General features: G+C 64.1%; 15 protein-coding genes. 5 read left to right on the top strand and 10 right to left on the bottom strand.

Annotation, left to right across the window (positions count from 1 at the left end; all coding sequences use genetic code 11):
• Positions 1 to 71 precede the first annotated feature (71 nt).
• The 3 genes from QCM77_RS38245 to QCM77_RS38235 are packed head-to-tail and all read left to right on the top strand — an operon-like array spanning position 72 to position 3,168.
• On the top strand, positions 72 to 1,397 hold the full coding sequence (locus QCM77_RS38245) for an ABC transporter substrate-binding protein (protein ID WP_280096323.1): 1,326 nt from the start codon (positions 72 to 74) through the stop codon (positions 1,395 to 1,397).
• Positions 1,394 to 2,332, top strand: a complete 939-nt coding sequence (locus QCM77_RS38240) for a carbohydrate ABC transporter permease (protein WP_279662739.1) — start codon at positions 1,394 to 1,396, stop codon at positions 2,330 to 2,332. The genes QCM77_RS38245 and QCM77_RS38240 overlap by 4 nt, the downstream gene beginning before the upstream one ends.
• Positions 2,329 to 3,168, top strand: a complete 840-nt coding sequence (locus QCM77_RS38235; protein WP_462676333.1) for a carbohydrate ABC transporter permease — start codon at positions 2,329 to 2,331, stop codon at positions 3,166 to 3,168. The genes QCM77_RS38240 and QCM77_RS38235 overlap by 4 nt, the downstream gene beginning before the upstream one ends.
• Here QCM77_RS38235 and QCM77_RS38230 read toward each other — a convergent pair whose 3' ends face one another.
• Complete coding sequence (locus tag QCM77_RS38230; RefSeq protein ID WP_280096322.1) at positions 3,169 to 4,821, bottom strand: regulator; 1,653 nt, start codon at positions 4,819 to 4,821, stop codon at positions 3,169 to 3,171.
• A 10-nt stretch (positions 4,822 to 4,831) separates the two neighbouring features.
• Positions 4,832 to 5,536: a cysteine hydrolase family protein gene (locus tag QCM77_RS38225; protein WP_279688666.1), complete on the bottom strand. Its 705-nt coding sequence runs from the start codon at positions 5,534 to 5,536 to the stop codon at positions 4,832 to 4,834.
• A gap of 337 nt (positions 5,537 to 5,873) precedes the next feature.
• Between QCM77_RS38225 and QCM77_RS38220 the strand changes: the two genes are divergently transcribed.
• Positions 5,874 to 6,500, top strand: coding sequence for a DUF6537 domain-containing protein (locus QCM77_RS38220; protein ID WP_347882425.1), 627 nt, complete (start codon positions 5,874 to 5,876; stop codon positions 6,498 to 6,500).
• 142 nt (positions 6,501 to 6,642) lie between these two features.
• On the opposite strand, the gene QCM77_RS38215 is transcribed toward QCM77_RS38220, so the two are convergent.
• From QCM77_RS38215 to QCM77_RS38200, 4 genes are all read right to left on the bottom strand, one after another.
• Positions 6,643 to 8,370: an FAD-dependent oxidoreductase gene (locus QCM77_RS38215; RefSeq protein ID WP_280096320.1), complete on the bottom strand. Its 1,728-nt coding sequence runs from the start codon at positions 8,368 to 8,370 to the stop codon at positions 6,643 to 6,645.
• A 59-nt stretch (positions 8,371 to 8,429) separates the two neighbouring features.
• Positions 8,430 to 9,449, bottom strand: a complete 1,020-nt coding sequence (locus QCM77_RS38210; RefSeq protein ID WP_279662734.1) for a S1C family serine protease — start codon at positions 9,447 to 9,449, stop codon at positions 8,430 to 8,432.
• A 61-nt stretch (positions 9,450 to 9,510) separates the two neighbouring features.
• Positions 9,511 to 9,960 carry a hypothetical protein gene (locus QCM77_RS38205; protein ID WP_279662733.1) on the bottom strand — a complete coding sequence of 150 codons (450 nt, stop codon included), beginning with the start codon at positions 9,958 to 9,960 and terminating at the stop codon, positions 9,511 to 9,513.
• A 199-nt stretch (positions 9,961 to 10,159) separates the two neighbouring features.
• On the bottom strand, positions 10,160 to 11,758 hold the full coding sequence (locus QCM77_RS38200) for a GMC family oxidoreductase (RefSeq protein WP_279688670.1): 1,599 nt from the start codon (positions 11,756 to 11,758) through the stop codon (positions 10,160 to 10,162).
• Positions 11,759 to 11,961: 203 nt separating this feature from the next.
• On the opposite strand from QCM77_RS38200, the gene QCM77_RS38195 reads away from it, so the two are divergent.
• Positions 11,962 to 12,750 carry a thermonuclease family protein gene (locus QCM77_RS38195; RefSeq protein ID WP_279662731.1) on the top strand — a complete coding sequence of 263 codons (789 nt, stop codon included), beginning with the start codon at positions 11,962 to 11,964 and terminating at the stop codon, positions 12,748 to 12,750.
• A gap of 241 nt (positions 12,751 to 12,991) precedes the next feature.
• Here QCM77_RS38195 and cyoD read toward each other — a convergent pair whose 3' ends face one another.
• Genes cyoD through QCM77_RS38175 form a run of 4 tightly spaced genes read right to left on the bottom strand, consistent with a single transcriptional unit; the run spans position 12,992 to position 16,845 of the window.
• The gene (gene cyoD, locus QCM77_RS38190) at positions 12,992 to 13,384 is read right to left on the bottom strand and encodes a cytochrome o ubiquinol oxidase subunit IV (RefSeq protein WP_280096319.1); all 393 of its coding nucleotides are present in this window, start codon (positions 13,382 to 13,384) and stop codon (positions 12,992 to 12,994) included.
• Positions 13,381 to 14,022, bottom strand: coding sequence for a cytochrome (ubi)quinol oxidase subunit III (locus QCM77_RS38185; RefSeq protein ID WP_279688674.1), 642 nt, complete (start codon positions 14,020 to 14,022; stop codon positions 13,381 to 13,383). The genes cyoD and QCM77_RS38185 overlap by 4 nt, the downstream gene beginning before the upstream one ends.
• A complete protein-coding gene (gene cyoB / locus QCM77_RS38180; protein ID WP_280096318.1) occupies positions 14,022 to 16,022 on the bottom strand; it encodes a cytochrome o ubiquinol oxidase subunit I in 2,001 nt (666 codons plus the stop codon). The genes QCM77_RS38185 and cyoB overlap by 1 nt, the downstream gene beginning before the upstream one ends.
• Positions 16,012 to 16,845, bottom strand: coding sequence for a cytochrome ubiquinol oxidase subunit II family protein (locus tag QCM77_RS38175; RefSeq protein WP_280096317.1), 834 nt, complete (start codon positions 16,843 to 16,845; stop codon positions 16,012 to 16,014). Before QCM77_RS38175 ends, cyoB begins: the two co-directional genes overlap by 11 nt.
• Positions 16,846 to 16,985: the final 140 nt, after the last annotated feature.

The following is a 16,985-nucleotide window of genomic DNA, read 5'->3' as shown; positions in this document are numbered from 1 at the left end:
AGATTAGGACTAGGCAGACGCGGAACGGCCGCTAGTATCCGCCCAAATTGAGTCACAGGGAGGGACCTAAAGTGGTCAACCACAAAATCTCGCGTCGTACGCTCTTGACGGGCACTGCCGCAGCTGGCGCGCTCAGCCTGACGGGATTGCCAGCGCGCGCCGAGGTGAATTGGAAGAAATACGCGGGGACCAAGCTTGAGGTGATCCTCGCCAAGGGGCCCCGTGGCGACAATCTGCAGAAAAACATCAAGGAGTTCACCGATCTCACCGGCATCCAGGTCGAATCCGAGCAGATTCCCGAGCAGCAGCAGCGCCAGAAAGTGGTCATCGAGCTGACCTCGGGACGGCCGAGCTTCGACGTCGTCCACCTCAGCTATCACGTGCAGAAGCGGCAGTTCGAAAAAGGCGGCTGGCTCGCCGACATGACGCCCTTCTTGAAGGATCCGACGCTGACCGCGCCCGACCTCGTCGAGAGCGACTTCTCGGCGGCCGGCCTGCAATACGCCAGGAACGACAAGGGCCAGATGCTGTCGCTGCCGTGGTCGGTCGATTATTTCATCCTCTACTACAACAAGGAGCTGTTCCAGAAGAAGGGCGTCGCCGTCCCCAAGACGCTCGACGAGATGGTTGTGGCTGCCGAGAAGCTGACCGACGCCAAGGACGGCACCTACGGCTTTGTCGGACGCGGCCTACGCAACGCCAACATGACGTTGTGGACCAATTTCTTCCTCAACTATGGCGGCGAATTCCTCGACGCCAAGGGTAACATTCTGACCGACGGCCCTGAGGCCATCGCGGCGACGAAACTCTACCAGACGCTGCTGACGAAGGTCGCCCCGCCCGGTGTCGCTGGCTTCAACTGGATGGAGTCGATGGCCTCGTTCACACAAGGACGTTCGGCGATGTGGATCGATGGCGTCGGCTGGGCGCCGCCGCTGGAGGATCCGGCCGCCTCGCGCGTGGTCGGCAAGGTCGGCTACACCGTCGTGCCGGCCGGACCGAAGGGGCAATATTCGGCCACTTATGGCGATGGCATCGGCATCGCCGCCGCCAGCAAGAACAAGGAAGCCGCCTATCTGCTCTGCCAGTGGGCCGTCTCGAAGCAACAGGGCGCGCGGCTGCTGCAGGCCGGCGGCGGCGTGCCGTTCCGCAACTCGGTCCTGAACGATGCGGAAGTCCAGAGCGGCGTCAAGATGCCCAAGGAATGGCTGCAATCGGTGATCGACTCCGCCAAGATCAGCAAGCTGGGCCTGCCCGTCGTGATCCCGGTCGCCGAGTTCCGCGATCTCGTTGGCGCGGCGGTCACCGCGACCCTCGCCGGCGCCGATCCCGCAACCGAGCTGAAAAAGGCCCACGAGCAGTACCGGCCCATCCTGGAGCGCAGCGAAAAGGCGTGAATGCAATTACACAAGTCACTCCGGCCGCGGCATCGTCAGATGCCGTGCCGGAGAAGGAGTTGCGGCCGCCGTCCTACTGGCCGTTCGTGGTGCCGGCGCTGGTCGTCGTGCTCGCCATCATCATCTTCCCGTGGATCTTCACGATCTGGATGAGCCTGAACGAATGGAAGGTCGGCTCGCCGACCACTTTCGTCGGGATCTCCAACTATCTGCGGCTGACCAGCGATCCCCGCTTTCTCGAGTCGATCGGCCACACGTTGGTCTATACCTTACTGTCGGTGCTGCTGCCGCTGGTGCTCGGCACGTTCGCAGCCGTGGTGTTTCACCAGAAATTCCCCGGCCGCGGCTTCCTGCGCGGCGTCTTCATCATGCCGATGATGGCGACGCCAGTGGCGATCGCGCTGGTCTGGACCATGATGTTCCACCCGCAACTCGGCGTGCTGAATTATTTGCTGTCGCTGGTCGGGATCCCTGCGCAGCTCTGGGTGTTTCATCCAGCGACCGTCATTCCTTCGCTGGTGCTGGTCGAGACCTGGCAATGGACGCCGCTGGTCATGCTGATCGTGCTCGGGGGCCTGGCCGCGATCCCGAGCGAACCTTACGAGAGCGCGCAGATCGACGGCGCCAGCCTCTGGCAGGTGTTCCGCTTCATCACGCTGCCCCTGATCATGCCGTTCCTGTTCATCGCCAGCATGATCCGCATGATCGACGCGGTGAAAAGCTTCGACATCATCTTCGCGATCACGCAAGGAGGACCGGGCTCGGCGTCGGAGACCATCAACATCTATCTCTACAGCGTCGCCTTCAGCTATTACGATATCGGCTACGGTTCCGCGGTCGCGGTCGTGTTCTTCCTCCTCATCGTCGCGCTCGCTGCCGTGATGCTCTACGCCCGCCAGCGCATGCTGTGGACCGAGATCGCGAGCGGCGCATGAACCCAAGTCAAATCAACATACGCCAGATCATCGGCAAGATCGGCCTGTGGTTCGCGGTGTTCGTCATCGTGTCTCCGGCAATCCTGTTCTTCCTCTGGATGGCGTCGCTGTCGCTCAAATTCGAGGTCGACAACGCCGCCTACCCGCCGGTGTTGATCCCCGAGCACATCGCCTGGAAGAACTATGCGGACGTGCTCGCCTCCAACCGCTTCCTGACCTATTTCGTCAACAGCCTGATCGTAACAGGCAGCGCGACCGCGCTAGCCCTGCTTGTCGGCGTTCCCGCCGGCTATGGGATTGCGCGGATGGCCGCGCACAAATCCGCGATCGTGATCCTGATCGCCCGTATCACGCCGGGATTGTCCTATCTGATCCCGCTGTTTCTCATGTTCCAGTGGCTGGGATTGCTCGGCACGCTGGTGCCGCAGATCATCATTCATCTCGTCGTGACGGTGCCGATCGTGATCTGGATCATGATCGGCTATTTCGAGACGACGCCGATGGAGCTGGAAGAAGCCGCGCTGATCGACGGCGCCACACGCTGGCAAGTCTTCCGCCATGTCGCGCTGCCGATCGCCAAGCCCGGAATCGCGGTCGCCTTCATCCTGGCCGTGATCTTCTCCTGGAACAATTTTGTGTTCGGCATCGTGCTGGCCGGGCGCGAGACGCGCACCCTGCCCGTCGCGGTCTACAACATGATCTCGTTCGACCAGTTGAGCTGGGGTCCACTGGCCGCCGCCGCGCTGATCGTGACGTTCCCAGTGCTGCTGCTGACGGTGTTCGCCCAGCGACAGATCGTCGCCGGGCTCACCGCGGGGGCGGTCAAGGGCGGATAGCTATTCCGCCGGCGCGGCCGTCATCTCCGCATGCGGCATGTAGTTCTCGCTGGTGCGCCGGCTGAGAGCGTACAGTCCGGCAGCCATCACGGCGTAGGCGAAAGCGATGGATGGCGTGACGCCGAACCCTCCGCCGATGCCCACGGCCTCGCCGTGCATGAAGCCGAAATAGGTGAGCACGGCGCCAACCAGGGCGAACGCCGACGCCTTCTCGAAATCGCGCTCGATGATGAAGACGCCGATCGCACCCAGGATCAGGCCGCCGAGGATGGAGCCGCCGCCCATCACTTCGAGTCCGTGATAGAACACGCCCTGCTGAGGCAACGCGGCGATCGCCGCAGCCTTGACCGCGTCGGCCTTGTCGGCAGCCATTCCGCCGACGGTCGCAGCCGCGTTCATGGTCGAGCCCAACATGGTGTCGATCTGGAGCTTGGCCCAGGCCGCGAGATGCGGCGTCAGCGCCAGCACGATCGCAGGCGCGTGCTTGACCGGCGTGGTCTGGAACGCCTGTGCGCCGATCAGCATGCCGATATAGAGCAGGATCGGCGAGATCGCGACCACCGGCACCAGCGCGAGCAGCACCGGGATGATGCCGAACCACGCCAGCACGACCACCATGATGCCGGTCGCGGCCGAGTAGCCGATACGGCCGCCCATCGCCTTCCAGCCGGGATGGCCGATATAGACGGCGTTGATGAAGGGGTTGCCCATCAGGCAGCCGATCAGGCTGACGACGCCGTCGGCGGTCAGAACGCGTGTGGTCGGATATTCGTCGCCGGCCGCTTCCGCGCTCTCGACATTGTCCATGGCCTCGACAAGGTCATAGATGCCGAAGGGAATGGCGGTCACCAGGATGACCCCGAGGAATTCGAAGCCGGAGAAGACGTAGCCCACGGCGGGGATCGGCACCGAGAAGCCGAAACTGGCAAAGGCATCGCCGACGCCCTTGACGCTCAAGCCGCCGAGATTGAGCCCAAACAGGTTCGAGCCCCAGGCGATGACCATGCCGACCGCGATCGCGATCAGGCCCGCCGGAATGCTCTTTGGATACTTCACGCCGCCGAACCAGCTCACCAGGATGATGGCGAAGCAGACCAGGCCGATCTGCGGCGTCATGTACATTTCGAGCGCCGGTCGCATCGAGATGAAGGTGACGGAAACGCCGGCGAGCGTGCCGAGCAGTGCCGCGCGCGGCGTGATCTTTCGAATGAACGGCGCGATAAAGCCGCCGATCATCAGGATAAAGCTCTGGAAGAACACCCAGACGAGGCCGGCCGACCAGCCCTTGAGCGGATCGCCGGTCTTGATCGTGATCGGCAGCATGATCACGAAGGTAACGATGAACATGTGCGGCACGCTGACGCCGGACGGCAACGCGCAGACGTCGTTGCGGCCGGTCTTCTGCGCCAGCCGATAGGCGAGGTACGCATAGTAGAAGGTCGACAGGCACATCATCAGCCCGAGTGCCGGCAGGATGCGGCCGAACACGAGACTATCAGGCATCTTCAAAACGAAGCGCAACAGGCCCGTGAGCACCAGCATGTTGACGAGAATGTTGGTGCCGAAGCCGAAAAACGCGTTCCAGTCGCCCGATGTCCATAGTGCCGGCTTGAACTCGGAGGTGCCGGCCGTCCCCGTCGTGCTTGTGCTCATGGTGATGCCCCTAGGCTGAAAAGTTTGAAGTCTTCATCGCCTCCAGTACCGCGGCTGAGCGCGCGACCCAGCCGAAGATGCCGCCCTGGGCCTTGATCATCTTCAGGCCCATCTCGTGAAACTCGGGAAAGTAGGACGCACAGCCGTCCGAGATGACGACGCAGCGATAGCCGCGGTCATTGGCCTCGCGCACGGTGGTGTTGACGCACACTTCGGTGGTGACGCCGCACACCAGCAGATTCTCGATGCCGTATTTCTCCAGCACGTCCGTGAGCTCGGTGGCGTAGAATGCGCCCTTGCCGGGCTTGTCGATCACGATCTCGCTGTCGAGCGGATAGAGCTCCGGGATGATGTCGTGGCCGGCCTCGCCGCGAATGAGGATGCGGCCCATCGGGCCGGGATCTCCGATGCGAAGGCTCGGCGCGCCGCGCTCGACTTTCGCCGGCGGCGCGTCGGAGAGATCGGGCAGATGGCCCTCGCGCGTGTGGATCACCAGCATGCCGGTATCCCGCGCCGCCTTCAGCACCGCACCGATCGGCTTCACCGCGCGCGCGAGCTGGCTGACGTCGTTGCCCAGCGTCTCGCCGAAGCCGCCCGGCTCCATGAAATCGCGCTGCATGTCGATGATGAGAAGCGCGGTGGCCGACCAGTCGAGCTTGACCGGCTCGGGTTCGGCGCTGACGACGCCCAGTGTCGGCTTGGCTGAGTTCAACATGACGCAGGCCCCGCGAGAACTCTCTTTGCCAGGAGTTCTGCAAGCGCCGTGCCATTGTGTACAATAGCGATCGGGCGTGGGCTGCGGAGAAATTCGCTGCGCTGTCAGGAAGTTAGAAAGAGAACTGACGGTTGCTTATTCCCTGTGCGACGGCCTTGCGGCGTGCAATTGCTCAAAGGATGAGCGGGAAACGGCTCTCGCCTACGCCCCATACAGACGCCGATGCTCCTGTTCATACGGCGCGTACGAATCCTTCAGCGTCGCCATGTTCAGCAGCATGGTCGCGACCACCGTATTCGCCTTGTCGAACACGCGCGTCTTCACCCAGGCGCTCTCGGTGCGTCGGCTGCCGGAGAGCGCGACGACCTACGCCCAGCGCTACCTCGTGGCCGTCGCCAAGGTGCGCAAGGCGGAAGCAGCTGCCTCGCCCGCGTCCACGGAGCTGACCGAGGCTGTCGCAAAAAACCTGTTCAAGCTGATGTCCTACAAGGACGAGTACGAGGTCGCGCGGCTCTACACGGATGGCAGCTTTGCCAAGAAGGTGTCGGAGAAGTTCGACGGCGATTTTTCGCTGAAGTTCTATCTGGCACCGCCGATCTTCGCGCAGCGCGACAAGACGACCGGACATCTCAAGAAAAAGGAATTCGGCGGCTGGATAATCCACGCCTTCTGCGTGCTCGCCAGGCTTAAGTTCCTGCGCGGCGGTGCGCTCGACCCGTTCGGCCGCACCGAGGAGCGCCGGACCGAGCGGAAGCTGATCGAGGACTATCTCGGCATGATCGATCAGCGGATCGCCGGGCTGAAGCCTGCGCAGATTCCGCTGCTGGCGAGGCTCGCGCGGGTGCCGGAGACGATCCGCGGCTTCGGGCATGTCAAGGAAGCCAACATCAAGGTGGCCGCGGCGGAGAAGGCGCGGCTGGAAGCGGAACTGGAGAACAGCCGCTTTGCGGCGGCTGCGGAGTAAGAGCAAGCCGGGGCCCACACACTCAGTGTCATCGCCCGGCTTGACCGGGCGATCCAGTACTCCGAGACGATTGTGATTAAGTTGAGAAGCCGCGGCGTACTGGATGCCCCGCCTTCGCGGGGCATGACAGCGGTGGAGATGGCTAGACCGACGTCGTAGCGGCGATCGGCTTCGCTGCCACACTCCCCTCCGCCAGATGCCGACCCGCGATGTACCCGAACGTCAGCGCCGGCCCGAGCGTGATCCCCGGCCCGGGATAATTGCCGTTCATGATCGAGCCCATGTCGTTGCCACAGGCGTAGAGGCCCGCGACCGGCGTGCCGTCCTCGCGCAACACGCGCGCCTGCGCATCGACCTTCATGCCGATCGCGGTGCCGAGATCGGCTGGATAGATTCGCATCGCAAAGAAAGGGCCACGGAGAATGGGCGCGACGCAGGGATTGGGCTTGTGAGCAGCGTCCCCAAGATGCCGCTGATAGATGGTGCTTCCGCGACCGAATTCCGGGTCACGGCCCTCTTTCGCATCGACATTGTAGCTCGCGATCGTCGCCGCGAGTGTGGACGGCTTGATGCCGATCTTCGCCGCGAGCTCCCCGATGTCGGGGGCCTCGACCAACTCTCCACTCGCCAGATAGCGCCGGATACTGCGCGCAAACGACTTGATGCGGCCGAAGCCATAGCTCCACAGGAACCGGCGGTCGCAGATCAGATAGAACGCACGATCAGGCTCGCCATTGCCGTCGCGCAGCATCGCGAGCACGAACTCGTGGTAGGACAGCGCCTCGTTGACGAAGCGCCGGCCGGCCGCATTGACGGCGATCACGCCGGGCTTGGCGCGGTCGGTCACGGTATGCGGGAAAACGCCACGGCTTCCGTCAGTACGACGGAACAGCGAGGCTGGCACCCAGTAGGCCGGGCTCGTCGCATCCGTATTGAGCGCGGCACCGGTTGCGGTCGCAAGCCGAAGCCCGTCGCCCGTACCGGACGTGTTGGTCGCCGAGATGAATCCGGCCGCAGGTGGGAAGAAGCGCTTGCGCAAGGTCGCGTCGTGCGAAAAGCCGCCTGTCGCCAGCACCACACCGCGGCGCGCGGCGATCAGGCGATCGCGCGCGCCATGACGGATGATCACACCGCTGACACGATCGCCCTGCATCGACAAGTCTTCGACGTCCGCGCTGAATAGGATCTCAACCTGCCGGGCCAGCAGCGAGGCATACAGCCGTGCGGCGAGCGCATTACCGAGATGCAGCGTCGTGCCGCGCGCGCTGCGCAGCCGTTGCCACGCATACTCCGAGACGAGCCGCGTCGCCCGAAGAGTCGGGCGCAGCGATTTTCCGACCCGGCGCAAATGCGGGATGTCGAGGCGGTTGACCATCATCCCGCCGAACAGCATGAACTCCGGCAGCGGCGCACGCAGCCGCGCGAAATGCGCGCCCAGCCGCGTGCCGTCAAAGACGACCGGCTCGAGCACGCGCCCGCCCGGCGTCGCGCCCAGTCGCTCCGGATAATAGTCCGGATAGGCTTTGACCGGCTGGAGGCACACTTGCGTGTTGGCTTCGAGATAGGCGACCGCCTCCGGCCCGCGCGCGAGGAAGGCGGCGCGCAAGCCGGCATTGGCGGGCTCGGGCACGGTACTCGCGAGATACTGGACCGCATCCGTGACGCTGTCGGAGAACCCCGCTTCTTTCATCTTGGCATTGGCGGGGATCCAGACCATGCCGCCGGACCATGCGGTGGTGCCGCCGACGAAGGCTGTCTTCTCGATCACCAGCACCCGCAGGCCTTCGGCGGCGGCCACCGCCGCGGCCGTCATGCCACCGGCGCCGGCGCCGACGACGATGACATCGTAGGTCTCATGCGCCGGCATCATGCGGCGGGGTTCCCGAAGAGTGGCATGACACCGTCATACCCCGCCTGGGCGCCCACACGCTAGCGGGCCGGCTTGCGCTCGACCGGATCGATGTCGATCGCCCGCAGGCGGCCGAGCCGCAGCACGTCCATGGCCAGCCGCCGGCCGATCCGGTCGCGGTCGAGTACGCGGATTAGATCGTCGACGCCGTTGATCTCGACGCCGTCGAGGCCGATCACGACATCGCCGGACAACAGGCCCGCCTTCGCCGCCGGCCCGTCAGGCTCGATCTGTGCCAGCAGCGCGCCCATCTTGTTCTCGACGCCGGCCAGCACCGCGTGCCGCCGCGGGATCGGCGCGGTCTGGCCGGCCACGCCGATATAGGCGCGGCGGACATAGCCGTGGCGGATGATCTCCGACAGCACGAATTGCGCGGTGTTGCTGGCGACCGCAAAGCAGATGCCTTGCGCGCCATTGATGATCGCGGTGTTGATGCCGATCACCTCGGCATTCGACGACACCAGCGGCCCGCCGGAATTGCCGGGATTGAGCGCGGCATCGGTCTGGATCACGTCCTCGATGGTGCGGCCGCTCACGGAGCGGATCGAGCGCCCGAGCGCCGAGACCACGCCGGCGGTGACGGTCGATTCGAAGCCGAGCGGATTGCCGATCGCGATCACGAGCTGGCCGCGGCGCAAGGTCTTGGAGTTGCCGAGCGCGGCATAGGGCAAGTCGCGGACGCCGTTGGCGCGCAAAAGCGCGAGGTCGGTGTCGGGATCGACGCCGAGCACCCGAGCATCGCCAACGTTGCCCTCGACGTCCCGCAGCCGGATCTCCTTCGACGAGCCGACCACATGGCTGTTGGTGAGGACGAGCCCGTCCGGCGAGATCACGATGCCGGAGCCGAGCCCGCCGCGCTCGCGGCCGTTCGGCACTTTCGGCCCGGTCTCTACCCGCACGACGGCGGGACCGACACGGTCGGTCACGTCGATCACCGCATTGGAATAGGCGTCCAGCAGGGCCCGGTCGTCGACCGGAGCATCCGCTGTCGTTCGCGATGACGAGCCGTCATCGACGATATCTGAGGTAGAATCCAGCATGGCAAGAGTCCTTGAGGCTCACACAGATGGTGGCCTGTTGCCTCTCGCGCAAGTGGCCCGCTTAGGGTGCCCGTCGCAGCGTGCCCGCCCTTGCTTTGACCGGATCGAGCAGCGACCAGTCGCCATCCAGGAGCACATAGCCCTTGGGGAACGGCGCGCGCAGCTCGAGCCCGAGCGAGCGCAGCACGCGGTCGTCGCGGTAGTAGCATTGCAGCACGACGCGGACGAGCGTTGCGGCGGCAGCGCCGCCGGAGCTGCGAAACTCCTGCACCACCGCATCGCGCTTTGCCGAATCGAGCTCGGCGAGCGGTTGGTCCGCGAGTCGCCCCAGATGCTCCAGCGCCGACGCCACCAATTTGCTGTCACGGCCAAGCGTCGCAAGCATGTCGGCCTGGATCGCGGGGTCATCGGCGCCGGGCACCTTGTACTCGTCGCTGGCGGGAACGATCATCGCGGCGATGGTGCGGAGGTCGTCGCGCTGCCGCGGCGTGAGGGAGAGTGGATCAGGCATCGTGTCCTCTTCTAGCGCTCGCGCCGCGATGAAGGTCTGCTCCCTCCCCCGCCTGCGGGGGAGGGTCGGGGAGAGGGTGCTTCCACAGAGAGACTCCCCCAGAGGAGAGAACCCTCACCCGGCACTTCGTGCCGACCTCTCCCGCAAGCGGGAGAGGTGCAGCGAGTTCGTCGCGGGCTCTGTGCATCCATCACGCGCCTCAATCGAACAAATTGGCGAGACGCTGCTTCATCTGGTCGGCGACGTAGAGCGCGATGGCCTGGATGGTCGAGGTCGGATTGACGCCGCCTGAGGTGACGAAGACGCTACCGTCGACGATGAAGAGATTCTTCACGTCGTGCGAGCGGCCCCATTCATTGACCACGGAGCGTTCAGGATCGGTACCCATCCGCGCGGTGCCGAGCAGGTGCCAGCCGCCCCACGGGATCGGCGAATTGATGCAGATGTCGGTCGCACCTGCCATTTCGAGAACCTCCCTGCCGCGCGCGAGCGCATGCTCCATCATCTTCCGGCTGTTCTCGCTGATCGTGTAGTCGATCTTCGGCGCCGGAATGCCGTGGCTGTCCTTCAAGACCGGATCGAGCGTGACCCGATTATGCTCCTCCGGCAGGTCCTCGCAGATCGCGGAAAACCCGAGCCGGTGGCCGTTGAGCTTGCGGAAGACGCGGTGATGATCGGCGCCCCACGGCAAAATCCCCTTCTGCTCGCTGACGACAGCCTCGAACACCGGCCCCGCGCCGCGCACGAACTGGACGCCATAGCCGCGCACGAAGCCGCGCGACAGGTCCGTGTCATACCATTCCTTGCTCCACAGGCAGGTCGGCGGCGCGCGGTTGCTATCGGTCGGCTCCTTCACATAGCCGTAGATCTGCGCATACGGATGGAACATCAGGTTCTTGCCGACGAGGCCGGACGAATTGGCAAGCCCGTTCGGAAAGCGGTTCGATGCCGAGTTCAGCAGCAGCCGCGGCGTGCCGACGCCGTTGCAGGCGATGATGACGACATGCGCCGGCTGGAACTGCTCGACGCCGTCCTTGTCGTAATAAACCACGCCGGTGGCCATGCCGTTCTCGTCGGTGGTGATCTCGCGCACCCGGCAGTGAGTACGCAGCTCGACGCCGGCACGGACCGCGTGCGGCCAGTAGGTGATGTCGGTCGAGGATTTAGCGCCTTGCGCGCAGGCCGGCGTACAATGGCCGAGATTGATACAGCGCGCGCGGCCCTCGTAGTCCATGGTCGCGACCGTCGTATCCGACGGCCACCAGTGCCAGCCGAGCTTGTTCATGGCCTTGCCGATAATGGCGCCGGACAAGCCGAGCGGCTGTTGCGGCATCGGCGGATGCGTCAGCGGTGAGAGCGGGTCGCCCGACAGGCCGGACGTGCCCATCATGCGGTCGTTCTCTTCGAAGAACGGGGTCAGCGCGTCGTAGTCGATCGGCCAGTCATCGGCGACGCCGTCGAGCGTCTTCACCTTGAAATCGGAGGGATGCAGCCGGGGCCAATGCGCGGTGTACATCACTGTCGAACCGCCGACCGCATTATAGTTCACGACCTTGATAGGCGAATTGTCGTCGTTGATCGGATAGTCCTCGGGCCGGGCGCGGATGTTGGGGCTGGACGACCACTCGCCGTAGAACTTGGCCTCCCAGTCCCGGCTTGTGCTCGGATATTCCGCCGGGTTCATCCAGCCGCCCTGCTCCAGGCAGAGAATATGCATCTTGGTCTCTGCCAGCGACCACGCCACCGCCGCGCCTGAAGCGCCGGCGCCGATGATCAGGACGTCCACAGGGTCGTTCATCGCAACGTTGTCCTCCCGCCCTCGCCACTTCCCGGGCGATTCGGCCATCACGGCTCGCAAGGCTTCCGCAAACGATAGGATCAGAGCTACGGCTGAGTAAAGCCGCGAGGCCGGAATGTCGCACTTCGCAGGGCGCAGACCATTGGTATCGCCACATCCGGATGCTAGGAACAGGGCGAAAGAGCCATCGATAGCGAGACCGTATGTCCTTCGAGAATTCATTTGCCGCCGCCCGCGCTTTCGCGCTGGTTTTTTTTCTCGCTTTGTCCGGATTTCTGGGCACCTCCGGCCCCGCCTCCGCGCTGACGGCCGCCGCGACGGTCCGCGACGGCAACGCCATCCAGCTCGGCGACGTCACCTACCGCCTCGACGGCGTTGACGCGCCCGAGCTGGACCAGGTCTGCATCGACGATCACGCCGATCCCTGGACGTGCGGCATCGAGGCCCGCGACCAGCTCGCCAAGCTGATCGGCAAGCGATCCGTGCGTTGCGACGATGTCGGCCCCGAAAAGAGCTTCGGCAAGCGGCACCGCGCGATCTGCACGGCCGAGGGCGACAAGACCAGCTTGAATGAGCAACTGATCAAGCTCGGCTTTGCCGTCGCGCGCGAGCCGATCAAGGCGAACATCAAGCCGGCGGCGGCCGACGCCAAATCGGCCTCGGCCGGGATCTGGAAGGGCTGCTTTGTTGCGCCGCAAGAATTCCGCACCGGCAAAAAGGACGGCGCGCTCCTGGGCGTCGCCTGCCGCGCCGACCGCGACAAGGAGATTCGCGCGGTGTTGTTTCCCGAGGATCTGTCGATGCCGCCGAGCTGCGGCATCAAGGGCAAGCTTGCGGTGCGCGCGCGCGTCACCGGCAATATCGGCATCTATCATTTGCGGGGCTGCCCGAGTTACCCCGCGACCACCAAACCGGACCGCTGGTTCTGCTCGGAGGACGACGCCCAGGCCGCCGGCTTCCGCAAGGCCTATAATTGCCGCCGGCCGAAATGACGAAGCCTATCACGCGCCCGTGAGCGGTAGCCGGAGGCAGTATTCATCCGGAATTGAATTCGATCGGGAGTTGCTGCATTTGTAGGCGTACGCGAGCGCTTTGCGCGAGCGTTTCCTTGGCGGCAATCCGGCTCCGGCCCGATTGCTTTGCTCGGGCGTTTCCTCCCTAGACTTGGGCCGCTTGTCACAACAAGCGGCCTTCTTTTTGGAACAATGCGCTAACGGCGCCTTCTTGTTCGCGCTATGGGCGCATCTGCATGATGTGATCCATCGGCGGCATGTTCGCGTTCAGATGCGCCATGATCCAGACGGTGCCGCCGACCACCAGGAAGACCACCAGCAATCCGAAGGCCAGCGCCAGCACGTTGTTGGTGTTATCGGGCCCCGTGGTGATGTGCAGGAAGAACACCAGATGCACGCCCATCTGCGCGATCGCCAGCACGATCAGCGCGACGGGAATGGAAGGCTGCCAGACCAGATTGGTGCCGGCGATGAAGAACGACGTCGCCGTAAGCAGAAGCGCAAGCGCAAGGCCGACGACGTAACCGAGAATCCTGGTGCCGACACTGTGTTGCTCTTCCTCGCCCGGCGCGAGGTCGTCGTGTTCGGTCCGTACATGCGTCTGATCGCTCATACGCCACTCCCAAGCAGGTAGACCACGGAGAACACCGCGACCCAGATGATGTCGAGCGCGTGCCAGAACAATGCAAAGCACATCATCCGGCGCAATATGTCGGCGCGAAAGCCTTTTGCAAAAACCTGGGCCATCATGGTGAGCAGCCACAGCACGCCGGCGGAGACATGCAGACCGTGGCATCCGACCAGCGAAAAGAACGCGGTCAGGAACGCGCTCCGCGACGGGCCGTAGCCGCGAGCGACGAGGTCGGCGAACTCGCGAAACTCAATCGCCAGGAAGATCAGCCCGAGCAGGCACGTCACGGCCATGCCGAGGTAGAACCAGAACCGGTTGCGTACATCGGCCGCAATGCCGGCCATGCCGCAAGTAAAACTCGACAACAGCAGGCAGACCGTCTCGATCGCGACATTCCGCGGCTCGAAGATTTCGGAGCCCTTCGGGCCGCCGGCGGTCTGGCCAGACAGCACCGCGTAGGCCGCAAAGAAGCAGGAGAACATCACGATGTCGGAGAGCAGGAAGACCCAGAAGCCATAGGCAGTCACGATGCGCTTTGGCGCGGGGCCGGGATGCTCGATGACGAGCCCGATGTGATGGGGATCGGCGTGGGCACGGCCCGCGGTCGCGATCATCGACATCAAACCGCCCCCGCCATGCTGACGAGGCTGCGCCGCTCCTCGAGATTGACGCGGTCTATCGCTGCGACCTCCTCGGCCGGAATGACGTATTCGTCATGGTCGCGCCAAGCGAAGACGACGAAGGTCGCGAACGCACCGATGCCGCCCAAAACCACCATCCACCAGATGTGCCAGATCAGCGCAAAGCCCATGATGGTGGCGAAGAACGCGCAGACGAAACCGGTCGGCGAGTTCCTGGGCATCTCGATGTCATGATATTCGGGCCCTTCATGCTCGAACGATTGCTGCCGGGCATGGGTCTTCATGTCCCAATAGGCGTCCTCGCCGCGCACATCGGGATGGAAGGCGAAGTTGAACACCGGCGGCGGCGACGAGGTCGCCCATTCCAGCGAGCGGCCATCCCAGGGATCTCCGGTGCGGTCGCGCAGGGCTTCGCGGTTGCGGATGCTGACCACGATCTGCACGATCTGGCAGATCACCCCGATCGTCAGCACGGCCATGCCGGCGGCCGCCACGAACATCCACGGCCGCCACGCCGCGACGTCATAGTGCTGCATGCGCCGCGTCATGCCGAGCATGCCGGCGACATAGAGCGGGACAAAGGTGATGTAGAAACCAAGGAAAGTAAACCAGAACGCCAGCTTGCCCCAGCGCTCGTCGAGGCGGAAGCCGAAGGCTTTTGGAAACCAGTATTCGAAGCCGGCGAAGGCGCCGAACAGCACACCGCCGATGATGACGTTGTGGAAGTGCGCGACCAGGAACATGCTGTTGTGGAGCATGAAATCGGCCGGTGGCACCGCGACCAGCACGCCCGTCAATCCGCCGATGATGAAGGTGACCATGAAGCCGACCGCCCACAGCATCGGCGTCGCAAAGCGGATGCGGCCGCCATACATCGTGAACAGCCAGTTGTAGATCTTCACCCCCGTCGGCACCGCGATGATCATGCTGGCGATGCCGAAGATGGCGTTGACGTCCGGACCTGCGCCCATCGTGAAGAAGTGATGCAGCCAGACCATGAACGAAATGATGCAGATCGCCATGGTGGCGAGCACCATCGAGCGATAGCCGAACAGCGCCTTGCCCGAGAAGGTCGAGACCACCTCGGAGAAGATGCCGAAGGCCGGCAGCACGAGAATGTAGACTTCCGGATGTCCCCAGGCCCAGATCAGGTTCATGAACATCATGACGTTGCCGCCGGCTTCGTTGGTGAAGAAGTGGAAGCCGAGATAGCGGTCGAGCAGCAGCATCGCGAGGGTGGCGGTCAGAATCGGGAAGGCCGCGACGATGAGGAGATTCGAGGCCAGCGTGGTCCAGCAGAACATCGGCATGCGCAGATAGTTCATCCCCTTGGTGCGCAGCTTCAGCACCGTCGTCACGAGATTGATGCCGGCCACCAGCGTGCCGACGCCGGAGATCTGCAGCGACCACGCGTAATAGTCGACGCCGACGCCCGGCGAGTAGGACAATTCCGACAGTGGCGGAAACGCGAGCCAGCCGGTGCGGGCGAACTCGCCGATCACGAGCGAGAGATTGACCAGCAGCGCGCCGGTCGCGGTGAGCCAGAAGCCGACCGAATTGAGCGTCGGGAAAGCGACGTCGCGCACGCCAAGCTGCAACGGCACGATCAGGTTCATCAGCCCGATCACGAACGGCATCGCCACGAAAAAGATCATGATGGTGCCGTGCGCGGAGAATATCTGGTTGTAGTGCTCCGGCGGCAGATAGCCCTGCGACTGATAGGCGACTGCCTGCTGGATCCGCATCATGATGGCGTCGCTACCGCCGCGCAGCAGCATCACCGAGGCCAGCAGGATGTACATGACGCCGATGCGCTTGTGATCGACGCTGGTGATCCATTCGTGCCAGAGATAGGGCAGATGGCCCTTCACCACGACCCAGATCAGCACCGCGAGAATCCCGACCAGCACCACGGCCCCCGCGATCAGCGGAATGGGCTGGTCGAACGGAATGGCCGACCAATCGAGCTTACCGAGCATCGTGGCCTCCACTGTGCGGACGGCCGGCATCGGAGATCAGCTCCGGCCCCGGCCCGGGCGGAATGTGTTGGCTCGCGATCAGGTCGAACAGCCTGGGATCGTCGAGCCGGTAGGCCGGCCTGCCCTTCTCGATGCCCTGCTGCATCAGCTTCTTGTAGCTTTCCTCATTGAGGACAGCATCGCTCTTCGCCGTCGCCGCCACCCAGTCCGGGAAAGCGAGCGGCGAGATCACGTTGACGTCGAACATCATGTCCGGAAAACCGTCGCCAGAGAAATGCGCCGACAGGCCCTGCAGCTTGCCTTCGTTGTCGGCGCGCAGGTTCAGCTTCGTCACCATGCCGTTCATGGTGTAGATCATGCTGCCGAGCTGCGGGATGAAGAACGTGTTCATCACGCTGGACGACGTCAGCTGGAAATTCAGCTCCGCACCTGCCGGCACTGTCAGCGTGTTGACGGTTGCGATGCGCTGGTCCGGATAAATGAAGAGCCATTTCCAGTCGAGCGAGACGGCCTGGATGCGGACCGGGCTGCCGGTGCCGGGCACGGGTGCTGCGGGATCGAGCTGGTGCGAGCCGATCCAGGCGACGCCGCCGAGCAGGATCACGGTGAGCGCGGGGATCGCCCACACCACCATTTCCACCCGCCCCGAATAGACGAAGTCCGGCTGAAAGCGCGCCTTCGGATTGGACGCGCGAAACCAGAACGCGAAGGCCAGGATCGTGATGATGGTCGGCACCACGATCGCGAGCATGATGAAGACGGAATCGACCAGGATGGTGCTGTTGGCGGCAGCCACGGGCCCTTGTGGGTCGAGCAGATTCATCGGCAAGCCACTGGCGGTTGGGAAGCCCCGGACAGAGCCTAGCGCGGGAAAGGCTCCGGCAGCAAACGCAGTCGCGTGAAAACAGTTCCTGAGCGGCAAGGACCAGCCCTGTGCAATGCGCCGGCCGCGACATGCAATTC

The sequence above is a fragment of the Bradyrhizobium nivariense genome (genome assembly GCF_029846695.2).
In the GTDB taxonomy this organism is placed as follows: domain Bacteria; phylum Pseudomonadota; class Alphaproteobacteria; order Rhizobiales; family Xanthobacteraceae; genus Bradyrhizobium.
Note: the sequence above shows the minus strand (reverse complement) of the source record. Positions and strands in the feature narration are given on the sequence as shown.